The following is a 14,319-nucleotide window of genomic DNA, read 5'->3' as shown; positions in this document are numbered from 1 at the left end:
CCAAACTCAGCTGCCCTTGCCAAGACCGTCAGCAATATCTTTAAATACTTTGACAATCTTATCCTTCATGGCGACCAGGCCAGCGATGGCAGCAATCGCGATGATGCCGAGAATCAAGCCGTACTCGCTGAGCGCCTGTCCTTCTTCTTCTTTCCAAAATTTCACCAGTGCTTGTTTCATTGCGAATCCCTCCATTGAATGGTTGATTGATTTAGAAGCCCTGCAGTGTAAAAACATACCCTTCCTGCTGAAATGAATAATTGCTGTTCAGAACGTCCTTCTTGTCAACGACGATGCTGAGCGGACGTGCTTCCCCTGTCGAAAGACTGCCAATGTCCTGAGCATTCGGAGCAAACGGAACCTCGACTACCTTTTGTCCATCTGCTTGGTAAATCGTCAGCACAGCTTTCGAAAGATCGGCAGACGTCAGTGTTTTCCCTGGTACGCCATTTCTCAGCAGCATCACCGCGAGAAGCGAGCCGTCCTCCTGGTAGGCTGCCGTCACTGGAACGACATCCACGCTGCCTTCAGCCAGCGGCAGATAGAGATCCATCAGTGTCGTCAAATATTTTTTCATTTCCTCTGTTCGAAATGGTTCTTGATGCTCCAATACGGAAAGCTTCGATTCGACCCACTTTCCGCCTTGGCCGATGATTTCATCCCTTTTTGCTTTTAGCTGATCCTTTACCGCTTCCAACTGCTTTATCCGCTCCTCCAGATCTTCTTGCTGCAGATTCGCCAGTTGTTCAGCGCGATACTGAAGCTTCCGGTCAGCTCCGTTCTCCGGTCCGGTAGCAGGGGCGGACGTGCTGCTCTCCCCGCCGCAAGCGGCGAGAAAGAGGAGCAGGCACGTCGCCATCATGATGCTGCTTATCTTTTTCAGTTGCATGGTAACGTCCTTTCCATCATCCGGTCGACTCAACCAAATGACTTTCGTACATTGCTGAAGAAGCCTCCGATTGCGTTTCGTGCAGAGCTGGCTGCCTTGCGTGTCGAGCTCCACGCGCGGCTGGCGGTTTTCTTCGTCGAAGACCAAGCACGGCTTGCTGTCTTCTTCGTCGAAGACCAGGCACGGCTTGCTGTCTTCTTCGTTGCAGACCAAGCACGGCTCGATGTCTTCTTCGTTGCAGACCAAGCACGGCTCGATGTCTTCTTCGTTGCAGACCAAGCACGGCTTGCTGTCTTCTTTGTCGAGGACCAAGCACGGCTTGCTGTCTTCTTCGTTGCGGACCATGCGCGGCTCGCTGTCTTCTTCGTTGCGGACCATGCGCGGCTCGCTGTTTTCTTCGTTGCGGACCATGCGCGGCTCGCTGTTTTCTTCGTTGCAGACCAAGCGCGGCTCGCTGTTTTCTTCGTTGCAGACCAAGCACGGCTCGCTGTCTTCTTCGTCGCGGCCCAAGCACGGCTCGCTGTTTTCTTCGTTGCGGCCCAAGCACGGCTCGCTGTCTTCTTCGTCGCGGCCCAAGCACGACTAGCTGTCTTCTTCGTCGCGGCCCACGCCCTGCTTGCAGCCTGCTTTGTTGCACTCCAAGTCTGGCTCGCTGTCTTCTTTATTGCGGACCACGTATTTGCGGCAAAGTTTTTCGTCGCGTTCCATGCGTATCGGCCCAATTCTTTGCCTTTGTTCCACACCCATTTGGCGGCTGCGGCAATTTCTTTCCGATACTTCAGAGCTGTGGACACGACTGCCGCTCCAAGTGCAATCCCCGCCACGATCGGTGCAGCAGGCGTCGCAAGCAGGAACGGCAACGCCACTCCGGCAAGACCTCCGATGATATCGACGGAGCCCTCTGCGATTTTCCAGCCGTCGTTGTTCTTCGCTCCCTGAACGACATCATACACACCGAATCCAGCGGAAATCGCGGCGAACGGCGCCCCGACTTTGGCCAGAAAAACGCTGGCTGGCCCGTTTTGCAGCGTCGTCCAGGCGAACTCGTTTTTCAGCTTCGTCCACCAGCTTACATTCGCGGCGGTATTGACTGCGCCTGTAAACACGGTTTGATAGTTGAAAGCTGCCCGGAATTCCACAGCCTTGAGAGCAGGGTCTATCCCTTTCTCGATCAGCTGCACGCTCCAGTGGGTATCTCCTGCTTCGTTGAAAATCTTTGACCCGGAGGCTACGACGCCGAGGGTTCCCACAATGATGTTTCCTCCGCTCGGGGAGCTGCTGATGCTCTCTACTGCCTTGGCGACCTCCAGTACATACGTAAATGTATTATTGAATGTCTTTCCGGCCTTGTAGGCAGTGTCGTCCTGTCCCTTTCCATCCGGCAAGGCTCCGGGTGCTGCCCCGTTTGCTCCAGATCCCGGCTTTACGTCGTTCTTTTCATCTGCCTTGATCATGTTGGGAGTGGGTTTCTCGTTTGCCGACACCATCTCTGAAGGCACGGCAAACCATAGCAAGTTGAGCAGCACGATGAGGAAAACAGACACACCGGCGATCAGACGCCTACTCTGTTTTTTCCTGAACCACCTGTACATGATCTACCTTCCTTCCTGCTTAGTAAAAAAACCTCCATCGAAGACTTTGCAAGGATGAATGAATAGCGCTTTGCCGGAAGGTTTTTATGCGGTCGTATAGGGAGAGATCCACCTCCTCCAACAGATTTTGTATTTGTTATCGCAGCTACCACCCCCCTTTCTACGCGCTCCTCTCGGATGGTCAGTCATGCCTGTATGCTGCTTCCTTCCGCTCCGAGGAGCCATTTTTGCCTCAGCAAATCAGCGGTATGCTTGCCGATAAAATCCCTTGTTTCGTTCTTGGCTGTCCAGATTGCCTGCTCAAGTGTTTGCGCACCGCGCTCCGCTATTGAGACCCGCTCCACCTGAAAGGAATTCTCCAGTAAAGCGACGATGTTCTGAGCTAGCTTCTCCTCACCGGCACCAAGCCATTTCTGGGCCAGCGCTTCAGAGAGCAGTCGCTTTGTTTCCGTGCGGGCTGTATGCGACTCCAGAAGGACCAGCACTCTTTTCCGCGAGTCATCCATGAAATCCAGCATCGCTTTGTCAAGCTGAGCCACCTCTTGCTCCCTCAGCGGCTGGCCCGCCTTGATCGGCTCGAGCCGCCGCAAAACCTCTCTTCCCGATGAGTTAATGCGCTCACCGAGCTGTGCTCCTTGTTTCAGGTACTGCTTGTAGCCATCCAGGTGAGCCTGTGCCGCTCTCCCCTGCTCCTCCCCGAGACGATCCAGCACCTTCTTTCCCAATTCCTCCACGTGCCGGATGATCGGCACAAACGACTGAGGATCGACAGCCAAATTTTTTTTGAGATAACCGGCGTTGTTGTCGAGTGTCACGATCAACTGGTACATTCGCAGACAGCGCTGCGTCACGTTCTGGTCTGGGACCAACCGGCCTGTTTGATCCACGATGGCGAATTTCTCAAAATTCGTTTCCATCCGAAGCAGCACAGACATTGGATAGATGCCCACCAGACGATAAGCTTCGCCGTCCACAACCATCTCCGAGCTCATGTATATCTGCTGCAAGCCGCGCTTAAACGGGGACAGCGCTGTTTTGAAAACACCCTTTGCCGGCGACATGATCCATAGCAATTTCATTGTCAGTCCTCCTTGTTCGTACATGGACAAATCGCTTAATTCATGACAAACCGAGCCAACTCAATAAACACAGGTCCCAGCATAAATATGGTCATCGCCGGAAAGGCAAGCAGCAGCAAAGGCAGGAACAGCTTCAAAGAAGCTTCCGCACCCAGTCTTTGCGCTTTTTTCTTGCGGTCCTCCCACACCTCCGAGGCTTGCTGGCGAAGCACGCCGGTGATCCCGGAAGCCCCCCGCTCGATCGTCTGCGACAGGGCCGAGACAAACCGGCTTACCTCTTCTACCTGACAGCGATCGGCCATCCGCTCCAAAGCCTCGATTTGTCCCACGCCGTAGGCCACATCATTGACGACCGTCAACAGCTCCCGGGCGAGCACTCCCTTTTGGCGAGTCGCTACTTCGCGGAGAGCGGGAAAGAGATGAAGTCCCGCCTCGCACATGATAGCGACAGCGTTTAGCAGATGCGGAAGCTCACGGCGTATCGATTCCTGCCTGCTTTTGATCTTTTGCCTGATCCATTGCTGCGGCAGGAAGTATCCAATCAGTACGGCTCCTATGGCGATGAGGTAATAGTCGGAATTCCCGTTTGCCCAGCCCAGAAACAGAAAGTACAAGCCGGCCAGTACAGCCGATCCCGCCTGGACGCTTACGAAATTCTCCACGGTCCAGTTCTCGGCCAACCCTGCGTGAATCAGCTTGGTTTGGATATCCTTGCGCTGTTTCGGACGGATGCGAAGCCGCAAAGCAGCCATCATGCTCATCACGAAAGGAGTGATGAGGTGTACGAGACCGGTTTTTCGAGTGGTGGAAGAAGTCACGTAGGATGACATAAAGACAAAGCCCTTTTTTACTTTTTGCACCTGCAGCCATTTGGTCGGCAAAAAGAGCATGACGACCAGTACGAATGTGAAGCAGGCAATCAGCGTCGGCATAAACATTCACCCACTATATATTGATCTTCGTGATGGCGCGGCCGAGGAAGTAGTTGGCGACCAGCATCAGAGCGGCTAGGAACATCAATGACGACCCGACCCAGGAATCGTACATCGGCTGCATATAGCCCGGATTGAGCGCCATGATCGCCAGCACAATACCGAGGGGCATGAATGTGAGCATTTTTGCCTCCATTCGCTTTTGAGCTGTCGCCACCATGATTTCCTGCTGGACCGTAATCTTGTCGGTGATCATCATCGTCGTATTTTGAATGACCTCGGCCAGGTTGCCGCCGCGCGATTTCGTGATGAGGGCCGCGTTGACGAATTGCGTGACGTCCTCCTGATTGACCGCATCGCGGAATTTTTGCAGCGCTTCCTCCAGCGATACGCCAAAATGGATGTCCCGATTGAGCTTTTCCAGTTCATCCAGCATGGGGCGATCCTTTTTATGGCCGAGCTGCTTCGCCAAGTCTTGCTGACTGCGCAGGAGCGCGACCTGCAGGGAGGAACCTGCCTTCAGCGAGCTTGCGATGGACAAAATCGCCTCGCGAAACTGGAGAACCATGATCTGACGCAGTTTTTCCTGCCTTCTTTTCTTTATGGCCCGCGGAACGAAAAGCCCAAGTACGCCAAACAAGGCTGCGTAAAACTCGTTTTGGAACAGCAGCATGCCAAAGAAAAACAGCGACACGACCGAAACGGCGATCAAGAGATAGTCAAGCAGCTTCGTATCCGACGACGATCCCAGTTGCAGCCATCGCGACAGCCCGGCCCGCTCCTTCTTTGTTTCAATATGACGCAAGCGGTCAAACTGCCGGGTCAGCCACTTTTTTTGCGGAAATTCCCCGTAAATCAGCACGTACAAAAGCTCGATGAAGGAACGGAGCAATACGTACAAAGAGACCATGACCGCTACATATGTCCCTAGCATCTCAACTCCTCCGCTTCAAACATGGTTTCTCCGTATCCCCTGGACAGCCATTTCTCCATCTGCATGACCGGCTCGCCGGTCGGAACGAGAGCCCCCCGCAGCCGACCGTCCTCATCCATGCCTTCCATCCTCCAGCGAAACAGGTCGACGCACTCGATTTCGCCATCGACGTAATCACGGATTTCCGAGATTTGCAGGACCTTGCGGGAGCCGTCGCGAAGGCGGCCCAGGTGAACGATAATCTCTACCGCAGAGGCAATCTGCCTGCGGATGGCGGGGAGAGGCAGTTCCAGTCCCGACATCAGTACCATCGTCTCGAGACGAGACAGCATGTCGCGCGCCGAGTTGGCGTGGCCCGTCGTCAGCGAGCCGTCGTGGCCCGTATTCATCGCCTGCAGCATGTCAACGGCCTCTCCTCCGCGGACCTCCCCGACGACAATCCGGTCAGGACGCATCCGGAGCGCTGTCCGTACCAGGTCGCGAATGGCGATGGCGCCTTTCCCTTCTACGTTGGGCGGCCGCGTCTCCAGGCGGACAAGGTTTTCAATATGAGTGACCTTCAGCTCGGCCGCATCCTCTACCGTAATCACCCGCTCCGTCTGCGGAATGAACATGCTGAGCGCATTGAGAAACGTGGTCTTCCCCGAGCCGGTTCCCCCGGAAACCACGATGTTGTACCGGGCACAAATCAGCTTTTCGAGCCACTCTGCTATTTGAGGGGAAAGGGCCCCCAGCTCCACCAGCTCCTGCATGGTGTAAGGATTTTCAGGAAACTTCCGAATCGTTACGATCGGCCCGGACAGCGAGATCGGACGGATGACTACGTTTACGCGCGAACCGTCGGCGAGCCGGGCATCCACGATCGGATCGCTTTCATCCACTTTGCGGTTGATCGGGGCCACGATTTTTTCGATCAGGTGCAGCAGCTCCGACTCGGACTCGAACTGCAGCGGGGCGCCTTTTTCCGTCATCGCCCGGCGCATTCTCCCTTTTTCCTCAATGAAAATCCGTTCAATTCCGTTGATCATGATCTCTGTGATCTGCTCGTTCTTCACCAACGGATCAATAATTCCGTAGCCGACCAGCTGCTGGACAATTTCTTCGACCATTGTCCGCTTTTCTTCCAAGGTGAGAAGGGCATGGCCGAAGCGGGACTCGCTCTCCTCTTCAAGCACTTTCCAGATCACCTGGCGAAGCAGCTCCGGCTGGCTCAGCAGCTGTTGATCCTTTTTGTTCTGCTCGATGATTCGCTCGCGGACAGCCTGTTTCAGCTCGGGAAGCTGGACGGTTTCCTGCGCACGCCCTTCTGCCGGGCCCTCGCCGGTCGCACCCGCCTTCTTTTGCCTAATGGCCTCTTCTACCCGCACGTGTAAACACCCCCCGCAAGCTGAAGCCCTTGCCCAGCTCTCTTTTTGTAAAAACCGGACAGATGAAGTGTGCAATACGCCGGTAGTACCTGTTGATCTTCAGATGGGGTCTCTCGACGAGCGAGATTCCCCGGTTCGTAAAGCCTTGTATCTGCTGATACATATCCGGGATGGTTTCCGCGATTGGCATGGAGAGGATCTCCTCCAGCTCCGAGGTCGGGAACCCGATCGACGAATGGTAGCGATTGAGCACCAAATAACGGGATTGGAGCGGCCGGTTCAGCTTTTCGACGATATCAAAGGTGGACAAGAGCGACCAGTTGGCGACCACATCCGTCGTCGTCACGTAGAACAGATCGGTCGCTGCGCTCAGCAGAGCGATATTTTTCGGGGAGAGGTCGGTCGATGTATCCATGACGATTACCTCGTAGTCGAGCGCCTCCAATCCCTCCAATATTTTGTCGGTCATGTCCAGCGTCATGTTGCTCATCTTGAAATGCGTAGCCGCACTCAGAACATGCAGCTTTTTCCCCTCTACCTCGACCTGGTGAACCGACTCTTTGAGAGTCGCCACGAGGTCATCCTTTTGTCCGATTCCCTGCTCGATCATCCTGATCGCATCTGTCAATCCCCGGGTCCGGGGCAAATACAGATAGGCAGATATTTGTCCGAAGGTAGCGAAGTCGACAAGCAGCACCTTCTTATCTTTTAGTGCCAGCTGGCAGGCCGTGTTGATCGCCAGCGTCGTCTTCCCTACCCCTCCCTTCGGAGAAAAGAACAATACTTTTCGCGTTTCCTGATTGCCCAGAAACTCGTTCACCGCCGCCTTGCTTTGGACAGGCTGCGTATGTCCCGGCGTAAAAGAATAGATCCGGGGAGCCAGCAAATCGTACGGGATGTATTTATAGACGAACTCTACGGTTCCGCCGTGGAGATCCACCTGCAGCTTCCGCAGCTTTTCCATCTGGTCCGTCCAAATCATGATCTTGGCTACCCGGCGATTCCTGATCTGAATGATCTCCTCTTGCGGGTTCGGCATCAAATCCAGGTTGATCAATACCACATCTACATCATGGGCCCCGCAGTAGGCATACAGCTCTGCCAGGGAACGGACTTGCGCAACCACGCGAATGGTCGGGTGATTTTGTTCAAAATAGTGTTGAATGTCCTGTGTATGCTCACGATCCGTATCCGCTACAGCCACTCGGATAAACGAGGTTGCGCTTGCAGTCGTGTTGTCGTACTCCATCTCTTTTCACCTTCTTTTGCGATCCTTATTTCAGCAGCAGCGAATCTGTTACCGGAGCAACCCTCTCCCGGTCTCCGTTCCAAGGGTTCAGGATCAGATCGATATCACCCTTGTGCTTGGCGAGCGAGAGTTTGACGGCTTCCTGCGGAGAAACGAGAAGCGTGACGTGCTGCATGACGCTCTCCCTTCCTTCGCCCTTCACATTCACACGCTCGATGTCAAACACCTCGACCTGCTGCAGAATCATGTGGGAAACAGATTCTCCTATCGCTTTCGAGTCTGATTTGGAGGTGTAGATCACGTCGACCCAATCCCCTTTGCTCAGTCTGTTGTCCACCACGGAAGCCGGTGGCAGCGCGACGGATATCAAGCGCTTTTCTTTTGGAATGAAGTAGGTCATATCCACGCTGCCGTCCTTGCGCAAATACATGCTTCGCTGTTCAGGAAAGATGAGCGCTTTGGGGTCCAGTTCCATCGGTTTGCCCGCTTCGATTTTTTGCAGGGTGATGCCGCCTACGACATCTTCCTTGACGGTAACCGGCTTGGTAATCAGCAATCGTGCCGAGTCAGCCGCTACCTCGACGGGCTTTACCATGTCTTCGGTAATGAGCGTGTGTGCCGGAATTTCCTTGGCCGCGACAATGACCACCGTCGTTTGGCGCAACGAATCCAAATATTCGTACACGGAATATGCGATAGCTCCTGCACTCACTAAAATAAAGAAAATACGCCAGCCCACTTTCGCAAACATATGAGTTCCTCCTGCTATGACATTGCCATCGTTTCAATACATTTCCTCTATAGACCGAAAAACCCAAAGATTGGTTGCAAAAAGTAAGAAAAAAACACCATTTTTTATGAAAAAAATTGGGTGTTTTTTCTAAGCATTGTCGCATATCCTGATGGATTCAATGGGAATACCTGTACATAAGAACTGGAGGAAAACGGGAAAATAAGCAAAAAACTAGCCCAAGGAGATTACTTATGGACCTGTCCTCCCAATCAAAAGTCTCTGGTTTTGTCATACCGGTGGAAGGATTGAAGTCCCCGGAAGAGCGGTTGCAGCCTTTTGCCTGGTTTCAAAAAATGCGGAAGGAATCCCCTGTTTCCTTTGATGCCAAGCGAAACTCCTGGGACCTCTTCCGCTACGACGATATTCTGGCCGTTCTCAAGGACCCCGCTGCCTTTTCATCGGTGAGGCCGCAGCAGGGCCCTGTTTTGTTGGGAAGTATTTTGGGGATGGACCCACCGAAGCACCATCAGATGAGAAATATCGTGAGCAAAGCGTTTACACCCCGTTCAATCGCTGAACTGGAGCCACGCATTACAGAGATCATGGGTGAGCTGATCGCACAAACAGAAGGGAAAACCGAGATCGATCTGCTCCAAAGCATTTCGATCCCGCTGCCTGTCATCGTGATCGCCGAGCTTCTCGGCGTTCCTGCGGCAGATCGCCAGCTGTTCAAGGACTGGTCGGATCGAATCGCCGAGTCGGTCGAGGACGACTCCGAAGCAGCCATCCAAAAATTTCTCGCTGATAAAGAAAAGGTACGCCGCGAGCTTGACGATTATTTCATGAAAGTAACGCTGGAGCGGAGAAAACAGCCCGAGGATGATTTGATCACCAAGCTGGTGCAAGCAGAAGTAGACGGGGAGAAACTGACGGACGAGGAAATCATGGAGTTCTGCATTCTGCTTTTGGGTGCCGGCAACGAGACGACGACCAACCTGATTACGAATGCTGTTCGCATCTTTATGGAAGAGCCGAGTCTCCAGGAAAAGCTGAGGCAGCAGCCGGAGCTGATGAAGGGGGCGATCGAAGAGGTTCTGCGCTACTACTCGCCCATTCTGGCGATGAACCGCTATGCGACAAAGGATGTGGAAATCGGCGGGAAGCAGGTGAAAAAGGGCGACCTCGTCGTGACCTGGATCGGTTCCGCCAACCGGGATGAGGAAAAATTCCCGGACGCCGACCGTTTTATCGTCGACCGCACGCCCAATGCCCATCTCGCTTTCGGACAGGGCATCCATTTTTGCCTGGGCGCCCCGCTCGCCAGACTGGAGGCATTGATCGCCCTGCCGCTCATCCTCGCTCATTTCCACGACATGAGGCTGCCCGAGGGAACGAAGCTGGAGGCGATCCCCAGCACTTTTGTTTACGGCGTAAAGGAGCTGCCGGTCCAGTTTACTCCTGCCGCCTATCATTAAGAGCGTTTTTTGAACAAAAAAACGGACTTGGGCAAAGTCCGTTTTTCTGTTCTTATGCTTGTGCTTGCTGAGAAAGCTCATACAAATAAAACACGTAGTCCGTCGGCACGCCTGCGTACCCCTGCTGTCTGAGCATCGCCGCAATATTCCCGCGATGGTATGTGCCATGGTTGACGACGTGCTGCACGATATCAGAATACCTGGCCTCCAGCACCCCGTAAGTAGGATGGCGGTATTGAGTCGTCGCGTCCAGATCTGGCAAACCCGCCAAAAACTCCTTGTACCTCTCGGAGGCAGTGCGGAACAGCTGCTGGAGTTCCTCTGCGCTTTTGCCATTCGTCTCCTCGGTGATGCCCCCGATCGCCTCTCTTATCTTCTCAAAGCTTTCGCCAGCCATCGCGTACAGCCAAATATGATCTGCCGTATAGATATGAACCAGTGCACTGTAAACAGAAGGAAAAATGCTCTGAATCTCTTGACGGCAGGCTTCTTCGGGCAATTCCTTCAGTTGTTGAAAAATCCTCTCATTGGCCCATATGTGGTATTCGTACAATTGTACTGCGTGGTGCTTCATTTCAGATACGCCTCCATTCGCCTAACCTTTTCATGTCCACAGCATAACCGAGATTCACTGACAAATACAGTCAGTCAAGATGAATACGTTTCGTAATGCACAAGCAATGCCTTCGTGACACTCACCATTCTTTCCCGAAGCAGCTTCGGCTCCAGCACTTGAATCGCTCCACCGTACGGCAGCAGAAAGTACGGTACGTAACCCGAGATCGATTCTTCATCCAGTTGAAAGCGGGCCTCACCCTCCGACCGCTCCACCAGAGCGTGTCCGAACAGCCAATGTTCGCAAAGGTCGCGTATGGCATGGGGTTTTCCCTTGATCCGAACGGCAATGAGCTTTTTCCTCTCCGCATCGGGCAGCAAGTTTTGCATGAAAAACTGCCTTGCGGAAAAATCGTCGGGTGGTTGGAACAAAGCATCAGTCCGGGATACGTGATGAATTCTGTCTACGCGAAAGCTGCGGATCTCGCATCGCAGATGGCAATAGCCGACGACGTACCACTTGTTCTTCCAGTAAACCAGCCCGTATGGATCGACATCGCGGACCTGCGGAGACGGATCACGGCCCTTTTGATAGGCCATGGACAGCGTATACCCATCCGCTACCGCTCGCTGCAGCTCTTGCAAAACTGACTCTATCGCAGGATTCGGTGGCGGGTTAATCACATCGAAACCGCGTTCATTCCGCTGAATATGATGCAACTGCTCCTGATTGGTGTACCTCTTCAGCTTGGACACGGCACTGTCCAACGCCTCGCCAAAAGGATAACCGGCCTCTTTCGCAAAAATGGCTGCATGAATCAGCGCCTTCTGCTCGTCCAGGTCGAAAAACAAAGGAGCCTCGATGAAGTGATCGGGCAGGGTATATCCGCCATTGTGACCGGAATCGGCGATGATCGGCACGCCGCTCGCGCACAAGGCATCGATGTAACGGTAGACGGTCCGGATATGAATCTCCAGCGTCTCTGCCAGCTTCTTGGCCGTCATCCGTCTCCCTGTTTTCAAGAGCCACAAGATGGAAAGCATGTTGTCGGCTTTTGACATGTTATGAAGTGCTCCTTTCCTGTTGGCGAGGTTATCGTTATTTCTGTTCACCGCATTAAGATCCGGTTCTCTTTTTTCATGTGGAATTGATATACAATTATCCATGAAGGCACCATAAACCTGCTGGCTTGTTCCATTCGTTCATGCTAAAAAGCATCGTTCCCGTTCTCCGTTATTTTGGGAATGATGCTTTCCATTGCCGATGTAGTCCCATAGAAATGATCGGAACCCTATTCTGAGGCACGTCTCGTCCCCCTAAAAAACAGGGAGGTGTCGCTCATGATAAAGCGAATCCTATGGTTTATTGTAACAATTGGCTTCGTCATCCTTTTTGTGGCAGGCTGTTCTGAATTCTTTGGGACCATACCAGACAGAGTCAAAGTACGACAACAAGCCATTGCCTACATTCATAACAAATACAATGTTCCCATCGAACAGATAAAAACGGATATTCCTTCTTATCGGTATGGAGCTTTGCGCTATGTAATACATGTATTCGATACAGAAAGCGAGGACGTCTATTTCCTATCTGTTAGAATCAGGCCGAAAAACCATGTGGAAGACATAGAAGAGCCTATGGGGAATCCTATCAAGGAATGAAAAAGCAGTTGTAATAAAAGCAATCAGCCGTTTGATGCTGCAGCCTTGAATCCGCTACAGGCCGAGGATGAGCGATAAGCCACTTTCCCCAACCAACAGCCATCGGACGCCTTTAACGGAAACACTTTCGTTCTCGTACCTCAAGAGACAAAAAAAAAAGACCACGTCAGTTCGGGTCCTTCGCATGCTTTCCGATCATATCCAGTTCCACGTCTGCAACCCTTCGGTTTACATACCGTACTTTCTCTTTCATGTCGCGAATCTCGGACAGTACCAAATTATCGCTATTAATATTGGCGATGTGCTGGGAGTGAAGCGCGACTTTTATTTCGTCTACCTTTGTATCCAGTCGGTCAAAACGTTCCTCCAAATGGTCTACCTTTGCCTCTAGCCGATCAAAACGTTCTTCTTGTCGATCTACTTTCTCCTCAAGTCGCTCGAACCGCCCTTCCAACTGGTCCACCTTTGCCTCCAGCCGATCAAAACGTTCCTCTTGTCGATCTACCTTCTCCTCAAGCCGGTCGAACCGCCCTTCCAACTGGTCGAATCGTCCCTCCAACTGGTCGAATCGTCCCTCCAACTGGTCGAATCGTCCCTCCAACTGGTCGAATCGTCCCTCCAACTGATCGAACCTTTCTCCCATCCGCTTCATGCCTTCCGCGATTTCCAACAGGAGCTTTTCCATTCCGCTGTTCCCCTCCTTATGGGCATTATACAGGATTTCTGTCGGCTTGTAACTCACTGAGAAAGGGCCTTCATAAAGAAGGCCCCGCTGTTTTTCCCACTATTCTTTTGTATTGCGCCAAAGGCATAGCGCCTCTACTATCAGTACTCATAGCCTGACGCTATTATTTCAAAGCGCCCTCTACTTCTTTTACCATTGCGTCGACGGAGACGAGTCCGCCGCCGGACAGATACCAGAAGTCCGGTTTGAGATAAACGATGTGCCCTTCTTTAAAGGCTTTCGTTTTCTTCACCAGTTCGTTTTCAACTACACCCTTCGCGGAGGATTCTCCCCCAACTGCAGCGGTGCGGTCGATGACGAACAAGAAGTCCGGGTCTTTCTCCACGATGTATTCAAAAGAGATGCTTTGACCGTGAGTGGATACCTCGATGTTCTTATCTGCCGGTGTAAAGCCAAACACGTCGTGAATAATGCCGAAACGGGAGCCTGCTCCATACGCGCTTACTTTGCCGTCGTTGGCCAGAATGATCAGCGCGTTTTTGCCGCTGGCTGTTGCTTCTGCGTTCAGTTTTTTGATCGATTCATTGATTTTCGCCAGTTCTTCTTCAACGGCTGCTTCTTTGCCAAAAATTTGGCCAATCGTTTTTGCGTTCTCGGTAAAGGACTCCATATAGCGGGAGGTGTCCACGCCCTGGTAGATCGTTGGTGCGATCGCTTTGAATTCTTCATACATAGCCTGTTGGCGGCCAGAGATGATGATCAGGTCAGGCTTCACTTCGTTGATTTTCTCAAAATCAGGCTCTTTCAGGCTTCCTACATTCACATACTTGTCATCCTTGTATTTTTCGAGGTAAGTAGGAATGCTTGTTTTTGGCAGCGCCGCTACTTCAACGCCCAGCTTATCCAGCGTATCCAGCGTACCGAAGTCAAAGACAACAACTTTTTTCGGGTTTTTCTTCACTTTGGTTTCGCCCAGCTGGTGTTTGATCGTCAGCTCTTCGCCTTGCGCTTCCGTTGCCGGCGTTCCTTGCGCTCCCTGCGCTTGCGGCTGCTCTGCCGTGCTATTAGTGCTGCCGGTCGTGCTGGAACCGCCCGAACCGCATGCTACTGCAAAGACTGCCAGTACGGCAATCATGAGATATACTGCTACCTTCTTCATGTCGTCAC

15 protein-coding genes are annotated in these 14,319 nt (G+C 52.7%); 2 read left to right on the top strand and 13 right to left on the bottom strand.

Annotation, left to right across the window (positions count from 1 at the left end; genetic code table 11):
• Positions 1 to 6: 6 nt before the first annotated feature.
• From NST96_RS02430 to cpaB, 9 genes are all read right to left on the bottom strand, one after another.
• Entirely contained in the window at positions 7 to 180 is a 174-nt protein-coding gene (locus NST96_RS02430; protein WP_003393138.1) for a Flp family type IVb pilin, read from the bottom strand.
• A 31-nt stretch (positions 181 to 211) separates the two neighbouring features.
• Complete coding sequence (locus NST96_RS02425; protein WP_171506023.1) at positions 212 to 889, bottom strand: SLAP domain-containing protein; 678 nt, start codon at positions 887 to 889, stop codon at positions 212 to 214.
• Between the two features lie 29 nt (positions 890 to 918).
• On the bottom strand, positions 919 to 2,481 hold the full coding sequence (locus NST96_RS02420; protein ID WP_342405531.1) for a hypothetical protein: 1,563 nt from the start codon (positions 2,479 to 2,481) through the stop codon (positions 919 to 921).
• A gap of 185 nt (positions 2,482 to 2,666) precedes the next feature.
• Complete coding sequence (locus NST96_RS02415; protein WP_003392776.1) at positions 2,667 to 3,560, bottom strand: hypothetical protein; 894 nt, start codon at positions 3,558 to 3,560, stop codon at positions 2,667 to 2,669.
• 35 nt (positions 3,561 to 3,595) lie between these two features.
• Entirely contained in the window at positions 3,596 to 4,492 is an 897-nt protein-coding gene (locus tag NST96_RS02410) for a type II secretion system F family protein (protein WP_003392782.1), read from the bottom strand.
• 13 nt (positions 4,493 to 4,505) lie between these two features.
• Entirely contained in the window at positions 4,506 to 5,426 is a 921-nt protein-coding gene (locus NST96_RS02405) for a type II secretion system F family protein (protein WP_003392784.1), read from the bottom strand.
• Positions 5,420 to 6,793, bottom strand: a complete 1,374-nt coding sequence (locus tag NST96_RS02400; RefSeq protein ID WP_003392785.1) for a CpaF family protein — start codon at positions 6,791 to 6,793, stop codon at positions 5,420 to 5,422. Before NST96_RS02400 ends, NST96_RS02405 begins: the two co-directional genes overlap by 7 nt.
• On the bottom strand, positions 6,771 to 8,042 hold the full coding sequence (locus NST96_RS02395; protein ID WP_003392786.1) for an AAA family ATPase: 1,272 nt from the start codon (positions 8,040 to 8,042) through the stop codon (positions 6,771 to 6,773). Before NST96_RS02395 ends, NST96_RS02400 begins: the two co-directional genes overlap by 23 nt.
• 25 nt (positions 8,043 to 8,067) lie before the next feature.
• Positions 8,068 to 8,793 carry a Flp pilus assembly protein CpaB gene (gene cpaB / locus NST96_RS02390; RefSeq protein ID WP_003392790.1) on the bottom strand — a complete coding sequence of 242 codons (726 nt, stop codon included), beginning with the start codon at positions 8,791 to 8,793 and terminating at the stop codon, positions 8,068 to 8,070.
• Positions 8,794 to 9,026: 233 nt separating this feature from the next.
• Here cpaB and NST96_RS02385 point away from each other — a divergent pair, with 233 nt between their 5' ends.
• Positions 9,027 to 10,250: a cytochrome P450 gene (locus tag NST96_RS02385; RefSeq protein WP_003392793.1), complete on the top strand. Its 1,224-nt coding sequence runs from the start codon at positions 9,027 to 9,029 to the stop codon at positions 10,248 to 10,250.
• Between the two features lie 52 nt (positions 10,251 to 10,302).
• On the opposite strand, the gene NST96_RS02380 is transcribed toward NST96_RS02385, so the two are convergent.
• The gene (locus tag NST96_RS02380) at positions 10,303 to 10,824 is read right to left on the bottom strand and encodes a DinB family protein (protein WP_003392795.1); all 522 of its coding nucleotides are present in this window, start codon (positions 10,822 to 10,824) and stop codon (positions 10,303 to 10,305) included.
• Positions 10,825 to 10,898: 74 nt separating this feature from the next.
• Positions 10,899 to 11,867, bottom strand: a complete 969-nt coding sequence (locus NST96_RS02375) for a YafY family protein (RefSeq protein ID WP_024984294.1) — start codon at positions 11,865 to 11,867, stop codon at positions 10,899 to 10,901.
• A 279-nt stretch (positions 11,868 to 12,146) separates the two neighbouring features.
• Here NST96_RS02375 and NST96_RS02370 point away from each other — a divergent pair, with 279 nt between their 5' ends.
• The gene (locus NST96_RS02370; protein WP_342405530.1) at positions 12,147 to 12,467 is read left to right on the top strand and encodes a hypothetical protein; all 321 of its coding nucleotides are present in this window, start codon (positions 12,147 to 12,149) and stop codon (positions 12,465 to 12,467) included.
• 166 nt (positions 12,468 to 12,633) lie between these two features.
• Here the strand turns inward: NST96_RS02370 and NST96_RS02365 are convergent, their stop codons facing one another.
• Together NST96_RS02365 and NST96_RS02360 are read right to left on the bottom strand one after the other, a co-directional pair.
• Positions 12,634 to 13,152, bottom strand: a complete 519-nt coding sequence (locus tag NST96_RS02365; protein WP_338462763.1) for a hypothetical protein — start codon at positions 13,150 to 13,152, stop codon at positions 12,634 to 12,636.
• A gap of 163 nt (positions 13,153 to 13,315) precedes the next feature.
• Complete coding sequence (locus NST96_RS02360; RefSeq protein ID WP_024984291.1) at positions 13,316 to 14,311, bottom strand: siderophore ABC transporter substrate-binding protein; 996 nt, start codon at positions 14,309 to 14,311, stop codon at positions 13,316 to 13,318.
• Positions 14,312 to 14,319: the final 8 nt, after the last annotated feature.

Origin of the sequence: Brevibacillus sp. FSL K6-2834 (assembly GCF_038592925.1) — a bacterium.
GTDB lineage: Bacteria > Bacillota > Bacilli > Brevibacillales > Brevibacillaceae > Brevibacillus > Brevibacillus borstelensis.
Note: the sequence above shows the minus strand (reverse complement) of the source record. Positions and strands in the feature narration are given on the sequence as shown.

Excerpts from the sequence above, each read along its gene's own strand:
- NST96_RS02430 (WP_003393138.1), bottom strand. The coding sequence starts at position 180 with ATGAAACAAGCACTGGTGAAATTTTGGAAAGAAGAAGAAGGACAGGCG.
- NST96_RS02425 (WP_171506023.1), bottom strand. The coding sequence starts at position 889 with ATGCAACTGAAAAAGATAAGCAGCATCATGATGGCGACGTGCCTGCTC.
- NST96_RS02420 (WP_342405531.1), bottom strand. The coding sequence starts at position 2,481 with ATGTACAGGTGGTTCAGGAAAAAACAGAGTAGGCGTCTGATCGCCGGT.
- NST96_RS02415 (WP_003392776.1), bottom strand. The coding sequence starts at position 3,560 with ATGAAATTGCTATGGATCATGTCGCCGGCAAAGGGTGTTTTCAAAACA.
- NST96_RS02410 (WP_003392782.1), bottom strand. The coding sequence starts at position 4,492 with ATGCCGACGCTGATTGCCTGCTTCACATTCGTACTGGTCGTCATGCTC.
- NST96_RS02405 (WP_003392784.1), bottom strand. The coding sequence starts at position 5,426 with ATGCTAGGGACATATGTAGCGGTCATGGTCTCTTTGTACGTATTGCTC.
- NST96_RS02395 (WP_003392786.1), bottom strand. The coding sequence starts at position 8,042 with ATGGAGTACGACAACACGACTGCAAGCGCAACCTCGTTTATCCGAGTG.
- cpaB (WP_003392790.1), bottom strand. The coding sequence starts at position 8,793 with ATGTTTGCGAAAGTGGGCTGGCGTATTTTCTTTATTTTAGTGAGTGCA.
- NST96_RS02385 (WP_003392793.1), top strand. The coding sequence starts at position 9,027 with ATGGACCTGTCCTCCCAATCAAAAGTCTCTGGTTTTGTCATACCGGTG.
- NST96_RS02380 (WP_003392795.1), bottom strand. The coding sequence starts at position 10,824 with ATGAAGCACCACGCAGTACAATTGTACGAATACCACATATGGGCCAAT.
- NST96_RS02375 (WP_024984294.1), bottom strand. The coding sequence starts at position 11,867 with ATGTCAAAAGCCGACAACATGCTTTCCATCTTGTGGCTCTTGAAAACA.
- NST96_RS02370 (WP_342405530.1), top strand. The coding sequence starts at position 12,147 with ATGATAAAGCGAATCCTATGGTTTATTGTAACAATTGGCTTCGTCATC.
- NST96_RS02365 (WP_338462763.1), bottom strand. The coding sequence starts at position 13,152 with ATGGAAAAGCTCCTGTTGGAAATCGCGGAAGGCATGAAGCGGATGGGA.
- NST96_RS02360 (WP_024984291.1), bottom strand. The coding sequence starts at position 14,311 with ATGAAGAAGGTAGCAGTATATCTCATGATTGCCGTACTGGCAGTCTTT.